The organism is Methylomonas sp. LL1 (assembly GCF_015711015.1).
In the GTDB taxonomy this organism is placed as follows: Bacteria; Pseudomonadota; Gammaproteobacteria; order Methylococcales; family Methylomonadaceae; genus Methylomonas.
Map to the genome: position 1 here is coordinate 4,725,427 of NZ_CP064653.1, position 14,348 is coordinate 4,739,774.

Genomic DNA, 14,348 nt, shown 5'->3' on the forward strand with positions numbered 1-14,348 from the left:
ACCTCGTAAATGGGTACCGTCGCGATTAAGGTCGCGCGGCAATGAATAAGATGGATGTCGAGCAATTTGTCATAGCGGCTCAAATCGCTATCGGGGGGTATGTCCCCGGTATTCGGAACTGGCGGGCGACGAGTTTTAGGGTTGTTTGGGCGGCATGAAAATGCAGTCCTAGACGAATCAGACCGACCACTTCCCAGGGATGCGTCAGCAAGTAACGCAGCAATTTGGCCATGACCACCTGGCCGTCACTGTCTAAAGCACGTTGGACAGCTTGCGGCAAATCCATGCCGGCCGGATCGGCTATGGCGCGAACCGCCAGGCACGGCAGGCCGGCGCGCTGCGCGGTTTCGGCAATGGCGGCGCTTTCCATGTCCAACGCAATGGCTAGGCTGGTTTGATGAAGGCGCTGTTTGTGTTGGTGACTGCCGACCAATTCGGCGCTGCTGAATAATTTGCCGTCATGTACGGGGATGCCGGTGGGCAAAAAAGCAAGTATCCGGCTGCGCCAATGGCTATCGGTATCGAATTGTTGTTGCTCGGTGACGATTTGGGAGGCTAATACCAAGTCACCCGGTTTTAATTCAGGTGACAAGCCAGCCGCGCAGCCCCAACTGATCAGTTGCCGACAGCCTTTGTCAATCAGTAGCTCGGCGGCTTTGGTGGCATTGGCGGGACCGGCGCCGCTGTAAACGACCCATGTGTCGCCGATCCGGCAACATTCGCCTAGTTTGAGTTTGTGGTAGGTCAGCGTGCTCAGTTCTTCCGGCAGCGCAACGACGATGCCGACAAGGGCGTCGGCATCGTTGGTTACCGTGGGAGATGTCAAATGGGCGGTGTCGGTCACTGCTTGGCCAATTCGTTACGGTATCTGGCCAGCGCCCATAACGGGAAAAATTTGTCGTAGCCGTGATATTTCAGATAGAACACTTTTGGAAAGCCGGGCGCGGTGAAGCAGGGATCATTCCAGACGCCATCGGCTTGTTGATGGCGCAGCAGAAATTCGATGCCGGCTTTTACTTCCCTGCAGTGCACTTCGCCGGCCGCGATCAAGCCTAATACAGCCCAGGCGGTCTGGAATGCGGTGCTGAAATGGTAGCGGCCACGGAATTTTTTGTCGTCGTGATAGCTCAAGTTATCTTCGCCCCAACCGCCATCTTCGCGTTGCACACTTTTCAGCCAAGCGGCGGCTTTGGTGTACATCGGGTCGGTTTTAGGCAGGCTGGTTTGTTCCAGGCCCAGCAGAGCGGACCAGGTACCATAGATGTAGTTGGTACCCCAGCGGCCGAACCAGGAGCCGTCGGCTTCCTGATCGTTACGGATGTAGTCGATGGTGCGTTGCAGGGCTGGCAAATATTCGGCATGATCCTTGGTCACCCTGGCCATCAACATCGCGCAACGGGCACTGACATCGACTGTCGGCGGATCCAGCAGAGCGCCATGGTCGGCAAACGGAATCTCGTTCAGGTAGTAATAGGTGTTATCCACATCGAATGCGCCATAACCGCCGTTTTGCGACTGCATGCCGACGATCCAGCGGGTGGCGCGGTGAATGGATTCATCCAGGCCGGACTGCTCGGCTTCAGCCATCGAGAATGCCACGACCGCGGTATCGTCAACATCGGGATAATGCGGATTGGCAAATTGGAATGCCCAGCCACCACCGGCCAGTTCCGGGCGGCGCACGCGCCAATCGCCGGGTTCGTCCGACAATTGCACGCTTTTTAACCAATCATAGGCTCTACCGAGGCTGGTTTTGTTGCCTTGTTTGTCGGCTTCCAATAAAGCCAGGCTGGCCAGGCCGGTATCCCAAACCGGGGACAGGCAGGGTTGGCAGTAAGCATGGTCGTCCTTAATCACCAGCAATTTATCGATGGATTGGCGAGCAATTAAGACATTAGGGTGATCCTTGGGGAAGCCCAGCAACAACATGGACTCATAGGCGTTGACCATGGCTGGAAAAATACCGCCCAAGCCGTCTTCGCCATTCAGACGTTCGGTAAACCAGTCGACCGCTTTATCGATTGCTCGCTTGCGGATGCTTTTCGGAATCAAGGGTTCGGTGACCCGACCCAACTGATCCAATCCCAGGAAAAACTTGTTCAGCAAGGTGCGCTCGGGGAAATAATGCTTTTCCTCGTCGGGATGTACCACAAATAGTTCCAGGATGCTGACGTTATGTGGATTCTTGGCCTTGGCTTTTAAGGTACACATGATGAACAGCGGCACCATGACCGTCCGGGACCAATACGATACTTTATCCAGGTGAAACGGAAACCAGGATGGCAGCAACATGATTTCGACCGGGATATAGGGTACGCCGCGCCAAGGCAATTGCTCGAAGATGGCCAGGGCTATCCGGGTGAATACATTGGCCCGCGCCGCGCCGCCTTGGCTCAGGATCCATTCGCGCAAGCGTTTCATGTGCGGTTCATGGATGGAGTCGCCGGCCATTTTCAAGGCGTAATAGACTTTAACACTGCCGCTGATGTCGCCGGGGCCACCGGTAAACATCGGATAGCTGCCGTCTTCCGCTTGGCGGCTGCGCAGATATACCGCGATTTTGCTTTGCAGTTCTTCGTTAATGTCATCCAGGTAATGCATCATCATGATGTATTCGGCCGGGATGGTGCAGTCGGCTTCCAATTCAAATACCCAGTAACCCGCAGGATTTTGCAGGCTGAGCAATTTACTTTGCGCTCGCTCGATAGCGGCATTCAAACCACTCAGGATATTTGGGGTTGAAGTCGTGCTGTTAGGCATGTCGTGGCTGCTGGTATCTATAGGGGATTCGGTAAACATAATGATTCCTTATTGTCCAGTGTGCGATTGGGGTAAATACCGCCAGTCAGGGGTTTTTAAATCCCGGCTGCTTAGATTGAAAAGTAATGACAGTAAGATGTTGCTGCGAGCCGTCAGCTTGCAGGCGACAATTGTGGTCTTGACGCTGTTGCGGCTGATTTTGACTTGGCCGGATTCGTTGAAGCTCAAGTTTTGTTTGATTTTCTTCAGGGTCAAAACCGCCATGCCTAAAGCCCACAAGCAGAAGTTTCGTATACCGGTTTCATGACTGGGCAGCAATTGGGTGTAGGTCAGTGCGTTTTGCAAATGGCCGTGAGCGATGCCTATCAAATGTGTCAGACCGAGCCTGAAGCGTTCATCGTCGGTAGCCGGGGTCAACTCGGCCAGGTTGAAACCGGTTTCGGTGAAAATATCTTGCGGAAGCCAGCAGACACCTCGTTTGGCGTCGTCCCAAATGTCTTTCAGGATGTTGGTCATTTGCAAGCCTTGTCCAAAAGACACCGACAGCCTGAGCAGTTCTTCCCGATGTTGGGCAATTTCTTCCGAATAATGGCAAAACAATTTAGCCAGCATTTCACCGACACAGCCCGCGACGTAATAGCAGTAATCGTCCATGTCTTTCATGGTTTTCAAGCCCGCGTGCAAGTCTAGCGCTTGATAGACAGGCATGCCGTTAGCCATGGTTTCTACACAACATGCCAAGGCCTCGATTTGCGCGGCATCCAGGCTGCGGGTGATGGCGATTACTCGAGCGCTTAAACGGATCAGGCTGTGTTCGGCCGGAATGGTTTGTTGCGATAGCAAAGGCGCCAATTGGTCCGCGAAGGCTTGGGCATGTTGGCCGGTTTTGACGATGTCGATAAACATGCGGCAAAAATATTTTTTTTGCTCGGCGGTCAATGAGACTTCGTCTTCTATGGTGTCGACGATTCGGCATAGTAGATATGCGTTGGCAACGGCCGGATATAGGGCTGGCGGCAGTTGTGGAATTGTCAGCGCGAAGGTGCGGGACACTCCTTCAAGCAAAACGGCTTGCAGTTCGGTGTCGGATAATTGCGCGAGCAATTGCGGGTTATCGATGGGTGGTTGAGGTCCGTTCATGAGCTGTTGATAGCCAACTAAAGTGTTAAGTCAATGATAGACTGTTTGTTGGTGTTTTGCAAAGCCATGTTGTTTTACTGCAAATCTGGTGGCGAACAGTGTTTTGTTAGGTGGTTTTAGAGTTGGTCCAGCTTCGGTCGATTGGGGATTGACTGTTGTTTATTAAAGATATTTTTGCCATTTAATGTGGGGAAATAGCTCGGGATTTGTCGGCTGAATTCTGCGGTTGTTACTGATGTTTTAATCGAAAAATGTTGCTTTTTGATATTTAAGCTGGAGAGGGCGTTAAAAAAGTAGTATTCTAACAACAATCTAGCCATGTTTTTGCGTCGTATTTTGCCTATCTGCGAATTGTTGTGGCTCGAAGTAATTGTTTTTATTGGGGTTTTTGCTTTTTGTTGTTTTTTTGTGACAATTGCATGGACCGGGTGATTTGAAGTTTTGGAGAGTAGTCGTGAGTGTGCCTTTACGTCAGCAATTAGCTGTTGGTAGTTATCTGATCAAACAAAAATTAATGGGTGCGAAAAAGTATCCCTTGGTTTTAATGTTGGAGCCGTTGTTCAAATGCAACTTGGCTTGCGCCGGTTGCGGCAAGATCGATTACCCGGATGATATTCTCGATAAGCGTTTATCCGTTCAAGAATGTTTGGACGCGGTGGATGAGTGCGGTGCGCCAATGGTGTCAATTCCAGGCGGCGAGCCTCTGATTCATAAGGAAATGCCGCAAATTGTCGAAGGTATCATTGCCCGTAAAAAGTTTGTTTACCTGTGTACTAATGCCTTGTTGCTCCGAAAACGCATCAACGATTACAAGCCGTCACCTTATTTGACATTTTCCGTTCACCTAGACGGCCTTAAACACAAGCACGATAGCTCGGTTTGTCAGGAAGGTGTTTTCGATATCGCCGTTGAAGCGATTAAGCTGGCGCTGGGCAAGGGGTTCAGGGTCAATGTCAACTGCACGTTGTTTCAAGGTGAAACACCGGAAGAAGTTGCGGAGTTTTTGGACTATGCGATGGAATTGGGTGTCGAGGGCGTGACAATTGCGCCGGGATTCAGCTATGAGCGCGCGCCCAAGCAAGACGTATTTATCAAGGGTGTTGATGTTAAAAACCTGTTTCGCGGTATTTTTAAAATAGGTAAAAACAGAAAATGGAAATTGAACCATTCTTCGCTGTATCTGGATTTTCTGGCTGGAAACCAAAACTACAATTGCACGCCCTGGGGTAACCCGACCCGTAACGTTTTCGGTTGGCAAAAACCCTGCTATTTGCTGGCCGACGAGGGTAATGCCGGTTCGTTCAAGGAGTTGTTGGAAACTACGCCTTGGGAGAAATACGGCACGGTCAAAAATCCCAAGTGCGCAAACTGCATGGCGCATTGCGGTTATGAGGCAACGGCGGTCGAAGATACACTGGCACATCCGTTGAAATCGTTGTGGGCTAGTATTCGTGGCCCTAAAACATCCGGCGACATGGTGGTGGAATCAAGTCCGCAGTATGCCAGGGTTGGAAAAACCTCAATTTCCGATATTCCCGTCAAAATTGAATCATGAAGATTCGGAAGCGGATATTCTTGCGTTTTTATCAAATTTAGATGACGGCTATGTTAAAAAAAATTTATTTCAGTTTTAGTTTTTTAATGCTTCTCTGTCTATCGTCATTGTCCTGGGCCGAGGAAACCTCGGCACGTCAGGTGGTGGATGAGTTTCAAAATCAGCTGATCGATGTGATGAAGCAGGGTAAAGAGTTGGGCTTTCAGGGGCGCTACGACAAATTGGATGCGGCGGTAAAAAAGAGCCATGACTTACCCAAAATTGCCCGGATTGTGGTGGGTAAGCAATGGGAGGAGTTGACCGCTGAGCAGCAGAACAAATTGGAAGCCGTATTCAGTCAGTTGAGCGTGTCAGCCTATGCGCATAATTTCAAAAGCTTTTCCGGTGAGTCGTTTAGTTTTGTTTCGGAAGAAGAAACCGGACGAGGCGGCGTAGTGGTGCATACCAATCTGAAAATCCCCGGTGAAAAGGATGTCAAATTCGATTATATGATGAAGAAAAAAGACGATAGTTGGCAGATTATTAATATAATAGCGGACGGAGTCAGCGATTTGGCATTAAAGCGTTCGGATTACACCAGTGTTTTAAACCGGGAAGGGTTCGATGCGCTGATTGCTAAAATCAATGAGAAAATAGAAAGTTACGCTAAACAATAAGTCTGTCAGGAATTGTAAGTAATGCATACCCCCAGTTTACAAGGCAAAAGCCAAGCATCTCTAATTTGGGCGCTGTTTTTTTCGGGCGCGCTATCGGTAACGGGGTGTGCCACTACCGAACCCGCCACCAGTGGTGCCGGGTTTTCAGCCGTAAGCGCCAGCCCGGTTGATCCCTACGAGGGCTTTAATCGCTCGATGTACGGATTCAATATGGGCTTGGATAAGTATCTGTTGAAACCGGTCGCCGACAGTTATAAATTTATCACGCCCAACTTCATGCAAAGCGGAGTCACTAATTTCTTTAACAATCTTAAAGGTATCAATGTCGTTCTAAATGACATTCTACAAGGCAAGTTTGAGCAAAGTGCTTCCGATCTCGGCCGGTTTACCACTAATTCGACTATCGGTCTGTTCGGTTTATTCGATGTGGCAAGCGAATTGGGTTTGCAGCAAAATGTGGAAGATTTTGGTCAAACGCTGGCGGTTTGGGGTGTGGGCCAGGGAGCCTATCTGGTGCTGCCGATTTTAGGGCCAACCACTGTGCGTGATGGGGGAGGGGTTATCCTCGACAAGGCGGCCAATCCCGGTACTTATGTACCTGGTACGGGTGTGCTCGAAGGTATCAGTGATAGGGCTAACGCCGAAGGTGCTTTGAATTTTATCGACGAGGCCGCGTTGGATCCCTACGTGTTTACCCGCGAATCGTTTTTACAATATCGCAATAACCTGATCAACGACGGTAAAGCCGATGCCGACAGTTTTGATTTGGATGTGGATGCCGAAGTCGATGTCGGCGAGATATCCGAGGTTAAATCCAAGGAAGGCAATGGCGTCGACAAATCTAAAACGCCTAAGGTCAAGGATTCCGGCGGCCATGTCGAAAACAATCTTGAACTGGATGCGCCTAAAGCAGACGGTACCGTTCAGGCTTTTGACAGCATGTCTAAATCGTTCGATGATGCGGAGCGGCAATTTGAAGCGGTTTCTCTGAAGATGGACGACATCAGCAAAAAAAAAAGTCGCTGGAGAAGGCGTTAGTCTGACATAAAAGCCGCATGGATGCGGCTTTCGCTGAATCAATAATGCAATAGGGAATGTACCTCGTAATCCTTCAGTTTTTCCCGTCCCTCTAAAAAGTCTAGTTCCACTACAAACGCACAGGCAACCACCGTTGCGCCGAGTTTCTCAATCAATTCGCAACTGGCCTTGGCAGTGCCACCGGTTGCCAGCAAATCATCGATCAATAGCACTTTGTCGCTTTTATCCACCGCATCGATATGCGCTTGCAACTCGGCCGAGCCGTATTCCAGATCATAAGATACGCTTTGCACATCGTAAGGCAGTTTGCCGGGTTTTCTGAGCGGAATGAAGGGAATACCCAGTTCCCAGGCGACCAATGAACCGAAGATGAATCCACGGGCTTCCATGCCGGCAACGGCGGTAATATCACGACCTAGAAAGGGATGTAGCAGTTGATGAACTGCTAGCCTTAGTGCCGCCGGATCTTTCACCAATGGAGTAATATCTTTAAAAATAATGCCCGGTTTTGGGAAGTCGGGAATATCACGGATTTTAGTTTTCAATCTGTCCATCATTGCTCCAGTTTAATTTACGCAGCAAACGTTTGAATTTTCGCCAAAATGCCTTTGGCATCGAGCCCGCACAAACTGAGCAATTCCTCGCGGCTGCCTTGTTCGACGAAACGGTCGGGCAGACCGATATTCAACACCGGCATCAGGATTTTTTGCGCCTGTAAAAACTCGTTGATCGCGCTACCGGCACCGCCGGCGATGACGTTTTCCTCAATGGTGACGACGACGTCGTGGCTCTTGGCCAGTTCCAGCACCAAGGCTTCATCGAGCGGCTTCACAAAGCGCATGTTGACTACGGTAGCGCCCAGTTGTTTGCCAACTTCGACCGCTGGCGTGACCATGCTGCCCCAGGCCAGTATCGCGATGCGGCCGCCCTGATGTCTGACTTCGGCCTTGCCGATTTCCAGCTCGGTGAGCTCAGCCTCGACAGTCGCGCCGGGACCCTTGCCGCGCGGATAACGGACCGAGGCCGGGCCTTGGTGCTTGAAACCTGTCGTCAGCATCTGCCGGCACTCGTTTTCATCAGCGGGCGCCATCACCAGCATGTTGGGGATGCAGCGCATGTAGCTGTAATCGAAGGCACCGGCATGGGTGGGGCCGTCCGGACCCACTAACCCGGCTCTGTCCAATGCGAACAGCACATCCAGATTCTGCAACGCTACGTCGTGGATCAATTGGTCATAGGCCCGTTGCAAAAAGGTCGAATAAATCGCCACCACCGGTTTCGCGCCCTGGCAGGCTTGGCCGGCGGCCAGCGTCACCGCATGCTGCTCGGCGATCGCCACATCGAAATAACGTTTCGGAAACTGCTTGGAAAACTCCACCAGGCCCGAACCTTCCCGCATCGCCGGCGTAATGCCCAGCAAGCGCTCGTCCTGTTTCGCCATGTCGCACAACCAGCGGCCGAAGACTTCGGTGTAAGTCGGATGCGGCGACGGCGCGGCCTTGGGCAGATAATCCTTGCTCGGATCGAAGGCCGGCACGCCGTGATAAGCCAAAGGATCTTTCTCGGCCGGCGCGTAACCCTTGCCCTTCTTGGTCACCACATGCAGGAAAACCGGGCCGGTCAAATCCTTCAGATTCTCCAGCGTCGACACCAGCATATCGACATCGTGACCGTCGATCGGCCCGAAATAATTAAAGCCCAGCTCTTCGAACAAAGTACCGGGCACGATCATACCCTTGACATGTTCCTCGGTCTTGCGCGCCAATTCCCACACCGAAGGCATCTTGGCGAGAGCCTTCTTACTCTCTTCCCGCACCGACGAATAAAACTTACTCGACAACACCTTGGTCAGATAATTATTCATCGCCCCGACCGGCGGCGAAATCGACATATCGTTGTCGTTCAAAATCACCAACAGATTGGCGTTGACGTCGCCGGCATGGTTCATCGCCTCGTAGGCCATACCGCCGGTGATCGAACCGTCGCCGATAATGGCCACCATCTTCTTATCCTCGCCGCGCAGCTGTGAGGCGATCGCCATCCCCAGCGCCGCGCTGATCGACGTACTGGAATGGCCGACGCCGAAAGCATCGTATTCGCTTTCTTCGCGCGACGGAAAGGCCGAGACGCCGCCCAGCGTTCGGATTGTCGGCATCCTGTCCTTGCGTCCGGTCAGAATCTTATGCGGATAAGCCTGATGGCCCACATCCCAGACCAACTGATCCACCGGGGTATCGAACACATAATGCAGCGCCACGGTCAGCTCGACCGTGCCCAGGCCCGCCGAAAAGTGGCCGCCGGAGATGCTGACGGTATGAGTCAGATAGCTACGCAGCTCGTCGGCCAAGGCCTTGAGCTGTTCTTTCGGCAGGGCGCGGACATCGGACGGGCCGTGGATGGTGTTCAGCAAGGGGTAACTGGACAGAGTCATGTCTTAAAAAATTCCTTTATGTGTATCTAGGCAAGACCGGGCGCGCATTTCGGCGTCGCTCTTGCTCGCCAGGAGTAAATAACGACGCGATCCCGATTTAGATGATCACATCGTTGAGATAGTGCGAGGCTTAGTGCGTCCGTTCTATGATGTATAGTGATAAATCGCGCAGCAAGTCTGCTTCGGAGCCAAAACCGGCCAAACTTTCGACGGCTTGTTCGTGTAACTCCAGGGCTTTCTGCTTGGCGCCGGCCATGCCCAGCAGGGCGGGGTAGGTCGGTTTGTCGTTGTCTACATCCTTGCCTTGGGTTTTGCCCAGGGTGGCGGTATCGCTTTCCACGTCCAAGATGTCGTCCTTGACCTGAAACGATAAACCGATGCATTTGGCGTAGTGGTCCAGTTTTTTTGCAATGCAGGGATCGAGTTCGGACTTGGACAGCGCCGCAAGATTGACACTGGCGCGGATCAAGGCGCCGGTCTTATGGATGTGCATGTTTTCCAGTTCCGGCAGGGTCAATTTAGTGCCGACGGAACCCAGGTCAATAGCCTGGCCGCCGACCATGCCTTGCGAACCGCTGGCGCGAGTCAATGCGGCGATCATTTTCAGGCGGGCTTCGGCGTCGACCACAATGCTGGAATCGTTAGCCAGTATTTCAAATGCCAGGGCCTGCAGTGCGTCGCCGGCCAAAATCGCGGTAGCCTCGTCATAAGCCTTGTGACAAGTCGGTTTGCCTCGGCGCAGGTCGTCGTTGTCCATCGCCGGCAGATCGTCGTGAATTAAGGAGTAAACATGAATAAATTCCACCGCGCAGGCTGGCGCGTCCAGCACGTCTTCGCTCAAACCCAAAGCCCGGCCGGTTGCATATGTCAACAGTGGGCGGGTACGTTTGCCGCCGTCCAACACGCTGTAGCGCATGGCTTGGTGCAGGGTCTGCGGTAGAATGTTCTCCGCGGGCAAACGGTCGGCCAACGCGCGTTCGACGCGGTTTTGGCAGGCGGTAAGATAGGTTTTTAAATTACTCATCGTTGAATGGCTCCAGGGTTTGTTGGCCGTTTTTTTCTAATAGGATTTGCACTTTTTGCTCGGCTTCCTGCAAGGCTTGCTGGCAGTTGCGAGTCAATTTAATGCCGCGTTCGAAGGATTTTAAGGATTCCTCCAGGGAAATATCACCGCGTTCCATTTGCTCGACCAAATTCTCCAGTTCTTCCATCGCTTCCTCAAATTGGGATGCGCTTTTTCTTCTCGACATATAATGTGTACTGACGTGCTCAAAAATGACCGAGCATTATAGTATGAATTCACAGCCAATGATGAGTAACAATGAGTAACGAATATAACGCCGCGGCGATTGAAGTACTGAGCGGCCTGGACCCGGTGCGCAAACGCCCCGGCATGTACACCGACACCACGCGTCCCAACCATTTGGTGCAGGAAGTGGTAGACAACAGCGTCGACGAGGCTTTGGCCGGCCACGCCGACAGTATCGAAGTAACGCTTTACAAGGATGGCTCGGTCAAGGTAGTCGATAATGGCCGTGGTATGCCGGTCGACATTCATCCCGAGCAGGGAATTCCCGGCGTGGAAGTCATCCTGACCCAGTTGCATGCCGGCGGTAAGTTTTCCAACAAAAACTATCAGTTCTCCGGCGGTTTGCATGGTGTCGGGGTGTCGGTGGTCAATGCCTTGTCGGAAAAACTGCTGGTCGAGATCAAGCGCGGCGGCGGGGTGTATCAAATGGAATTTGCCGGCGGCGACAAAGTCAGCGAATTACAGCAAATCAATAACGTCGGCAAGAACAACACCGGAAGCACGGTACATTTCTGGCCGGACGGCAAGTATTTCGATTCCAACCGGGTGTCGGTCAGCAAGCTCAAACATGTGCTGCGCGCCAAGGCCGTGTTGTGCCCTGGCTTGAAAATCAGCTTGAATTCGGAGCTCAGCGACGAGCAATTCGAATGGTGTTATCAGAACGGCTTGCGGGAATATTTGCTGGACCGGGTCGGCGACGCGGAGATTTTCCCTCAGCCGCCGTTCATGGCCAACATGGCGGCCAGCAACGAGGCGGTGGAGTGGGGCATTGTCTGGACGCCGGACAGTCTGCCGGAAACCATCGCCGAGAGTTATGTCAATCTGGTGCCGACTGCCCAGGGCGGCACCCATGTCAACGGCTTGCGCGCAGGTTTGACCGAGGCGATGCGCGAGTTTTTAGACTTTCGCAACCTGTTGCCGCGCGGCGTCAAGGTCGCACCGGAAGACGTCTGGGAAAGTTGCCACTTCGTGCTGTCGGTAAAGCTGGAAGACCCGCAGTTTTCCGGGCAGACCAAGGAGCGTTTGAGTTCGCGCGAATGCGTGACCTTCGTCTCCGGCGTCGCCAAGGACACCTTCAGCCTGTGGTTGAACCAGCATCCGCAGGAAGGCGAAAAAATCGCCGAGATCATTTTGGCCAGCGCCCAGAAGCGTTTGAGGGCCGGCAAGAAAATCATCCGCAAGAAAATCACCAGCGGCCCGGCCTTGCCCGGCAAACTGGCGGATTGTTCGGGGCAGGATCTCAGTCGCACCGAACTGTTCCTGGTCGAGGGCGATTCGGCCGGCGGCTCGGCCAAGCAGGCCAGAGACCGCGAATTTCAGGCCATCATGCCGTTGCGCGGCAAGATTTTGAATACTTGGGAGGTCGATTCAGGCGAGGTGATGGCTTCACAAGAGGTGCATGACATAGCGGTGGCCTTAGGCATAGAGCCGGACAGCAACGACCTGCAAAACCTGCGTTACGGCAAGATCTGCATCCTGGCCGATGCCGATTCCGACGGCAACCACATCGCCACCTTGATCTGCGCGCTGTTTTATCAGCATTTCAACGCGTTGGTCAGGGCAGGGCATGTGTTCGTGGCGATGCCGCCCTTGTATCGGATCGATGTCGGCAAGAAGGTGTTTTATGCCTTGGACGAATCGGAACGACTGGGCGTGTTGGCAAGGATAGAAGCCGAAAAACTCACCGGCAAGATCAACATTCAGCGCTTCAAAGGTTTGGGCGAGATGAATCCGTCGCAGCTCAGGGAAACTACCATGAATCCCGACACCCGGCGCCTGGTGCAGTTGACCGTGGAAGAAAACGACGATACCCGTGAACAGATGGACTTGCTGCTGGCCAAGAAACGAGCCGGCGACCGCAAGAGTTGGCTGGAAGACAAGGGTAATTTGGCGGAAGTTTAGGTGCGGCCTACCTGGTTTGTTAAAGTATGTTGGGTTATCATGCGCATACGAAAGCAATAACTAAGAGAGTGTTTTATGGCAACCACCGGAGCGGCAGCAAAGAAAGCTACCAACATCACGCTGTCGGTTGATGTGTTGAACGAGGCCAAGGCTTTGGGTATCAACATTTCGCAAAGCTGTGATCAGTATTTGCGCGAACTGGTGCGTAGCGAGCGCGAACGCCGATGGCAGCAGGAAAATGCTGAATTTATTGCTATCTACAATCAAACCGTCGAGCAGGAGGGGTTGCCGTTGGAACCATGGCGGAATTTTTAGCGTGGCGCGTTTCGATGTCTATCGCAACAGTGGAGGCAAAGTTGAAGAGGTGCCTTTTTTACTGGATGTGCAAAGCGATGTGCTGAGCGCGTTGGATACGCGTGTGGTGGTGCCTTTACGTCGCCGGGATCGATTCTCCGCCAAGACGCTGCCCTCCAATTTAATGCCGGCTGTTATCGTTGACGGTTTGGAGTGTGTGCTGGAAATTCCAAAACTGGCCGCAGTGCCGATACGCATCCTGAAGCGACCAGTGACGACTCTTTACGATCATCAATTTGAAATTACGGCAGCGCTGGATTTTCTATTTCAAGGATTTTAGCCTGCACAATTGGTGTAATTCCCCGCCGGCGTAGCCTGCTTACTCATATCAATTCGGAATATCATGATAGAAATCGGCAAATTAAACACGCTGACCATTAACAATCAACGCGACAACCAGTTTTATCTGGATGGCGGCGAATTGGGGGATATTGCCCTTGCCGATAAGGAGTTTCGCGGACAGGTGGGTGATAGTCTACGGGTGTTCGTCTACATCGATGGTAAAAATCAGACTATCGCCACCATTCAAATCCCCAAGGCCCAGGCCGATCAAGTCGCCTGGTTGAAGGTGGTGTCGTTGAGTCACGCGGGTGCGTTCATGGATTGGGGCTTGCCCAAGGATTTGTTGGTACCGTTCAGCGAACAGAAATGCAAGATGGTGGAAGGCCGGTTTTATCTGGTGCGTTTGTTTTTGGACGAAAATAACCGTATCGCCGCCTCGATGCTGTTGGATGACTTTATTCAGGATGAAGCCTTTTATTACAAGGAAGGACAAGCGGTGGAGTTGATCATAGCCGACGAAACCGAATTGGGTTTCAAGGCGATAGTCGATCATAAATACTGGGGCGTGCTGTATAAAAACGAAATTTTCCAGCCGGTAAAGAAAGGTCAATCGCTGTCCGGTTTTATCAAAAAAGTGCGGTCGGATCACAAGTTGGATTTGATTCTGAACCAGGAGAAATATGGCCAGAAAGTCGATAGCACGTCCGCTAAGATTTTATCCGTGCTGGAAAAGCACGGCGGTTACATCGCCTTGACGGACAAGAGTCCGCCCGAGATGATTTACGATACCTTTGCGGTCAGCAAGAAAGTGTTCAAACAGGCCATTGGTGGCTTGTATAAACAACGTAAGATTGTGATCGAAGACAAGGGCATCAGGCTGGTTGACAAAAAATAGCCGTCCAAAATTTACCAGACAAGCCG

14 protein-coding genes are annotated in these 14,348 nt (G+C 52.2%); 7 read left to right on the forward strand and 7 right to left on the reverse strand.

Annotation, left to right across the window (positions count from 1 at the left end; translation table 11 throughout):
* Window positions 1-79: 79 nt before the first annotated feature.
* Genes IVG45_RS22165 through IVG45_RS22175 form a run of 3 tightly spaced genes read right to left on the reverse strand, consistent with a single transcriptional unit; the run spans window position 80 to window position 3,900 of the window.
* Window positions 80-844: a phosphorylase family protein gene (locus tag IVG45_RS22165; RefSeq protein ID WP_230874694.1), complete on the reverse strand. Its 765-nt coding sequence runs from the start codon at window positions 842-844 to the stop codon at window positions 80-82.
* A complete protein-coding gene (gene shc, locus IVG45_RS22170; protein WP_196435909.1) occupies window positions 841-2,799 on the reverse strand; it encodes a squalene--hopene cyclase in 1,959 nt (652 codons plus the stop codon). The genes IVG45_RS22165 and shc overlap by 4 nt, the downstream gene beginning before the upstream one ends.
* 9 nt (window positions 2,800-2,808) lie before the next feature.
* Window positions 2,809-3,900, reverse strand: a complete 1,092-nt coding sequence (locus IVG45_RS22175; protein WP_196435910.1) for a phytoene/squalene synthase family protein — start codon at window positions 3,898-3,900, stop codon at window positions 2,809-2,811.
* A 454-nt stretch (window positions 3,901-4,354) separates the two neighbouring features.
* Here IVG45_RS22175 and hpnH point away from each other — a divergent pair, with 454 nt between their 5' ends.
* Genes hpnH through IVG45_RS22190 form a run of 3 tightly spaced genes read left to right on the forward strand, consistent with a single transcriptional unit; the run spans window position 4,355 to window position 7,149 of the window.
* The gene (hpnH, locus tag IVG45_RS22180; protein ID WP_196435911.1) at window positions 4,355-5,455 is read left to right on the forward strand and encodes an adenosyl-hopene transferase HpnH; all 1,101 of its coding nucleotides are present in this window, start codon (window positions 4,355-4,357) and stop codon (window positions 5,453-5,455) included.
* A 50-nt stretch (window positions 5,456-5,505) separates the two neighbouring features.
* Window positions 5,506-6,111, forward strand: a complete 606-nt coding sequence (locus IVG45_RS22185) for an ABC transporter substrate-binding protein (RefSeq protein ID WP_196435912.1) — start codon at window positions 5,506-5,508, stop codon at window positions 6,109-6,111.
* A gap of 21 nt (window positions 6,112-6,132) precedes the next feature.
* Window positions 6,133-7,149, forward strand: coding sequence for an MlaA family lipoprotein (locus IVG45_RS22190; RefSeq protein ID WP_196435913.1), 1,017 nt, complete (start codon window positions 6,133-6,135; stop codon window positions 7,147-7,149).
* 38 nt (window positions 7,150-7,187) lie between these two features.
* Here the strand turns inward: IVG45_RS22190 and IVG45_RS22195 are convergent, their stop codons facing one another.
* From IVG45_RS22195 to IVG45_RS22210, 4 genes are all read right to left on the reverse strand, one after another.
* On the reverse strand, window positions 7,188-7,703 hold the full coding sequence (locus IVG45_RS22195; RefSeq protein ID WP_196435914.1) for an adenine phosphoribosyltransferase: 516 nt from the start codon (window positions 7,701-7,703) through the stop codon (window positions 7,188-7,190).
* Window positions 7,704-7,720: 17 nt separating this feature from the next.
* A complete protein-coding gene (gene dxs / locus IVG45_RS22200; RefSeq protein WP_196435915.1) occupies window positions 7,721-9,580 on the reverse strand; it encodes a 1-deoxy-D-xylulose-5-phosphate synthase in 1,860 nt (619 codons plus the stop codon).
* 130 nt (window positions 9,581-9,710) lie between these two features.
* Window positions 9,711-10,604 carry a (2E,6E)-farnesyl diphosphate synthase gene (gene ispA / locus IVG45_RS22205; protein WP_196435916.1) on the reverse strand — a complete coding sequence of 298 codons (894 nt, stop codon included), beginning with the start codon at window positions 10,602-10,604 and terminating at the stop codon, window positions 9,711-9,713.
* Window positions 10,597-10,830 carry an exodeoxyribonuclease VII small subunit gene (locus IVG45_RS22210; protein ID WP_196435917.1) on the reverse strand — a complete coding sequence of 78 codons (234 nt, stop codon included), beginning with the start codon at window positions 10,828-10,830 and terminating at the stop codon, window positions 10,597-10,599. The genes ispA and IVG45_RS22210 overlap by 8 nt, the downstream gene beginning before the upstream one ends.
* A gap of 71 nt (window positions 10,831-10,901) precedes the next feature.
* Between IVG45_RS22210 and parE the strand changes: the two genes are divergently transcribed.
* The 4 genes from parE to IVG45_RS22230 all read left to right on the forward strand — a co-directional run bounded on the left by parE (window position 10,902) and on the right by IVG45_RS22230 (window position 14,322).
* Window positions 10,902-12,791: a DNA topoisomerase IV subunit B gene (gene parE, locus IVG45_RS22215; RefSeq protein WP_196435918.1), complete on the forward strand. Its 1,890-nt coding sequence runs from the start codon at window positions 10,902-10,904 to the stop codon at window positions 12,789-12,791.
* A 75-nt stretch (window positions 12,792-12,866) separates the two neighbouring features.
* Entirely contained in the window at window positions 12,867-13,106 is a 240-nt protein-coding gene (locus IVG45_RS22220) for a type II toxin-antitoxin system CcdA family antitoxin (protein ID WP_196435919.1), read from the forward strand.
* A gap of 1 nt (window position 13,107) precedes the next feature.
* Window positions 13,108-13,425: a CcdB family protein gene (locus IVG45_RS22225; protein ID WP_196435920.1), complete on the forward strand. Its 318-nt coding sequence runs from the start codon at window positions 13,108-13,110 to the stop codon at window positions 13,423-13,425.
* A gap of 63 nt (window positions 13,426-13,488) precedes the next feature.
* Window positions 13,489-14,322, forward strand: coding sequence for a CvfB family protein (locus tag IVG45_RS22230; protein ID WP_196435921.1), 834 nt, complete (start codon window positions 13,489-13,491; stop codon window positions 14,320-14,322).
* Window positions 14,323-14,348 lie beyond the last annotated feature (26 nt).

What these genes read in the sequence shown, in the direction of transcription:
- shc (WP_196435909.1), bottom strand. Translation starts at nt 2,799, where the DNA reads ATGTTTACCGAATCCCCTATAGATACCAGCAGCCACGACATGCCTAAC.
- IVG45_RS22175 (WP_196435910.1), bottom strand. Translation starts at nt 3,900, where the DNA reads ATGAACGGACCTCAACCACCCATCGATAACCCGCAATTGCTCGCGCAA.
- IVG45_RS22185 (WP_196435912.1), top strand. Translation starts at nt 5,506, where the DNA reads ATGTTAAAAAAAATTTATTTCAGTTTTAGTTTTTTAATGCTTCTCTGT.
- IVG45_RS22190 (WP_196435913.1), top strand. Translation starts at nt 6,133, where the DNA reads ATGCATACCCCCAGTTTACAAGGCAAAAGCCAAGCATCTCTAATTTGG.
- IVG45_RS22195 (WP_196435914.1), bottom strand. Translation starts at nt 7,703, where the DNA reads ATGGACAGATTGAAAACTAAAATCCGTGATATTCCCGACTTCCCAAAA.
- dxs (WP_196435915.1), bottom strand. Translation starts at nt 9,580, where the DNA reads ATGACTCTGTCCAGTTACCCCTTGCTGAACACCATCCACGGCCCGTCC.
- ispA (WP_196435916.1), bottom strand. Translation starts at nt 10,604, where the DNA reads ATGAGTAATTTAAAAACCTATCTTACCGCCTGCCAAAACCGCGTCGAA.
- IVG45_RS22210 (WP_196435917.1), bottom strand. Translation starts at nt 10,830, where the DNA reads ATGTCGAGAAGAAAAAGCGCATCCCAATTTGAGGAAGCGATGGAAGAA.
- parE (WP_196435918.1), top strand. Translation starts at nt 10,902, where the DNA reads ATGAGTAACGAATATAACGCCGCGGCGATTGAAGTACTGAGCGGCCTG.
- IVG45_RS22220 (WP_196435919.1), top strand. Translation starts at nt 12,867, where the DNA reads ATGGCAACCACCGGAGCGGCAGCAAAGAAAGCTACCAACATCACGCTG.
- IVG45_RS22230 (WP_196435921.1), top strand. Translation starts at nt 13,489, where the DNA reads ATGATAGAAATCGGCAAATTAAACACGCTGACCATTAACAATCAACGC.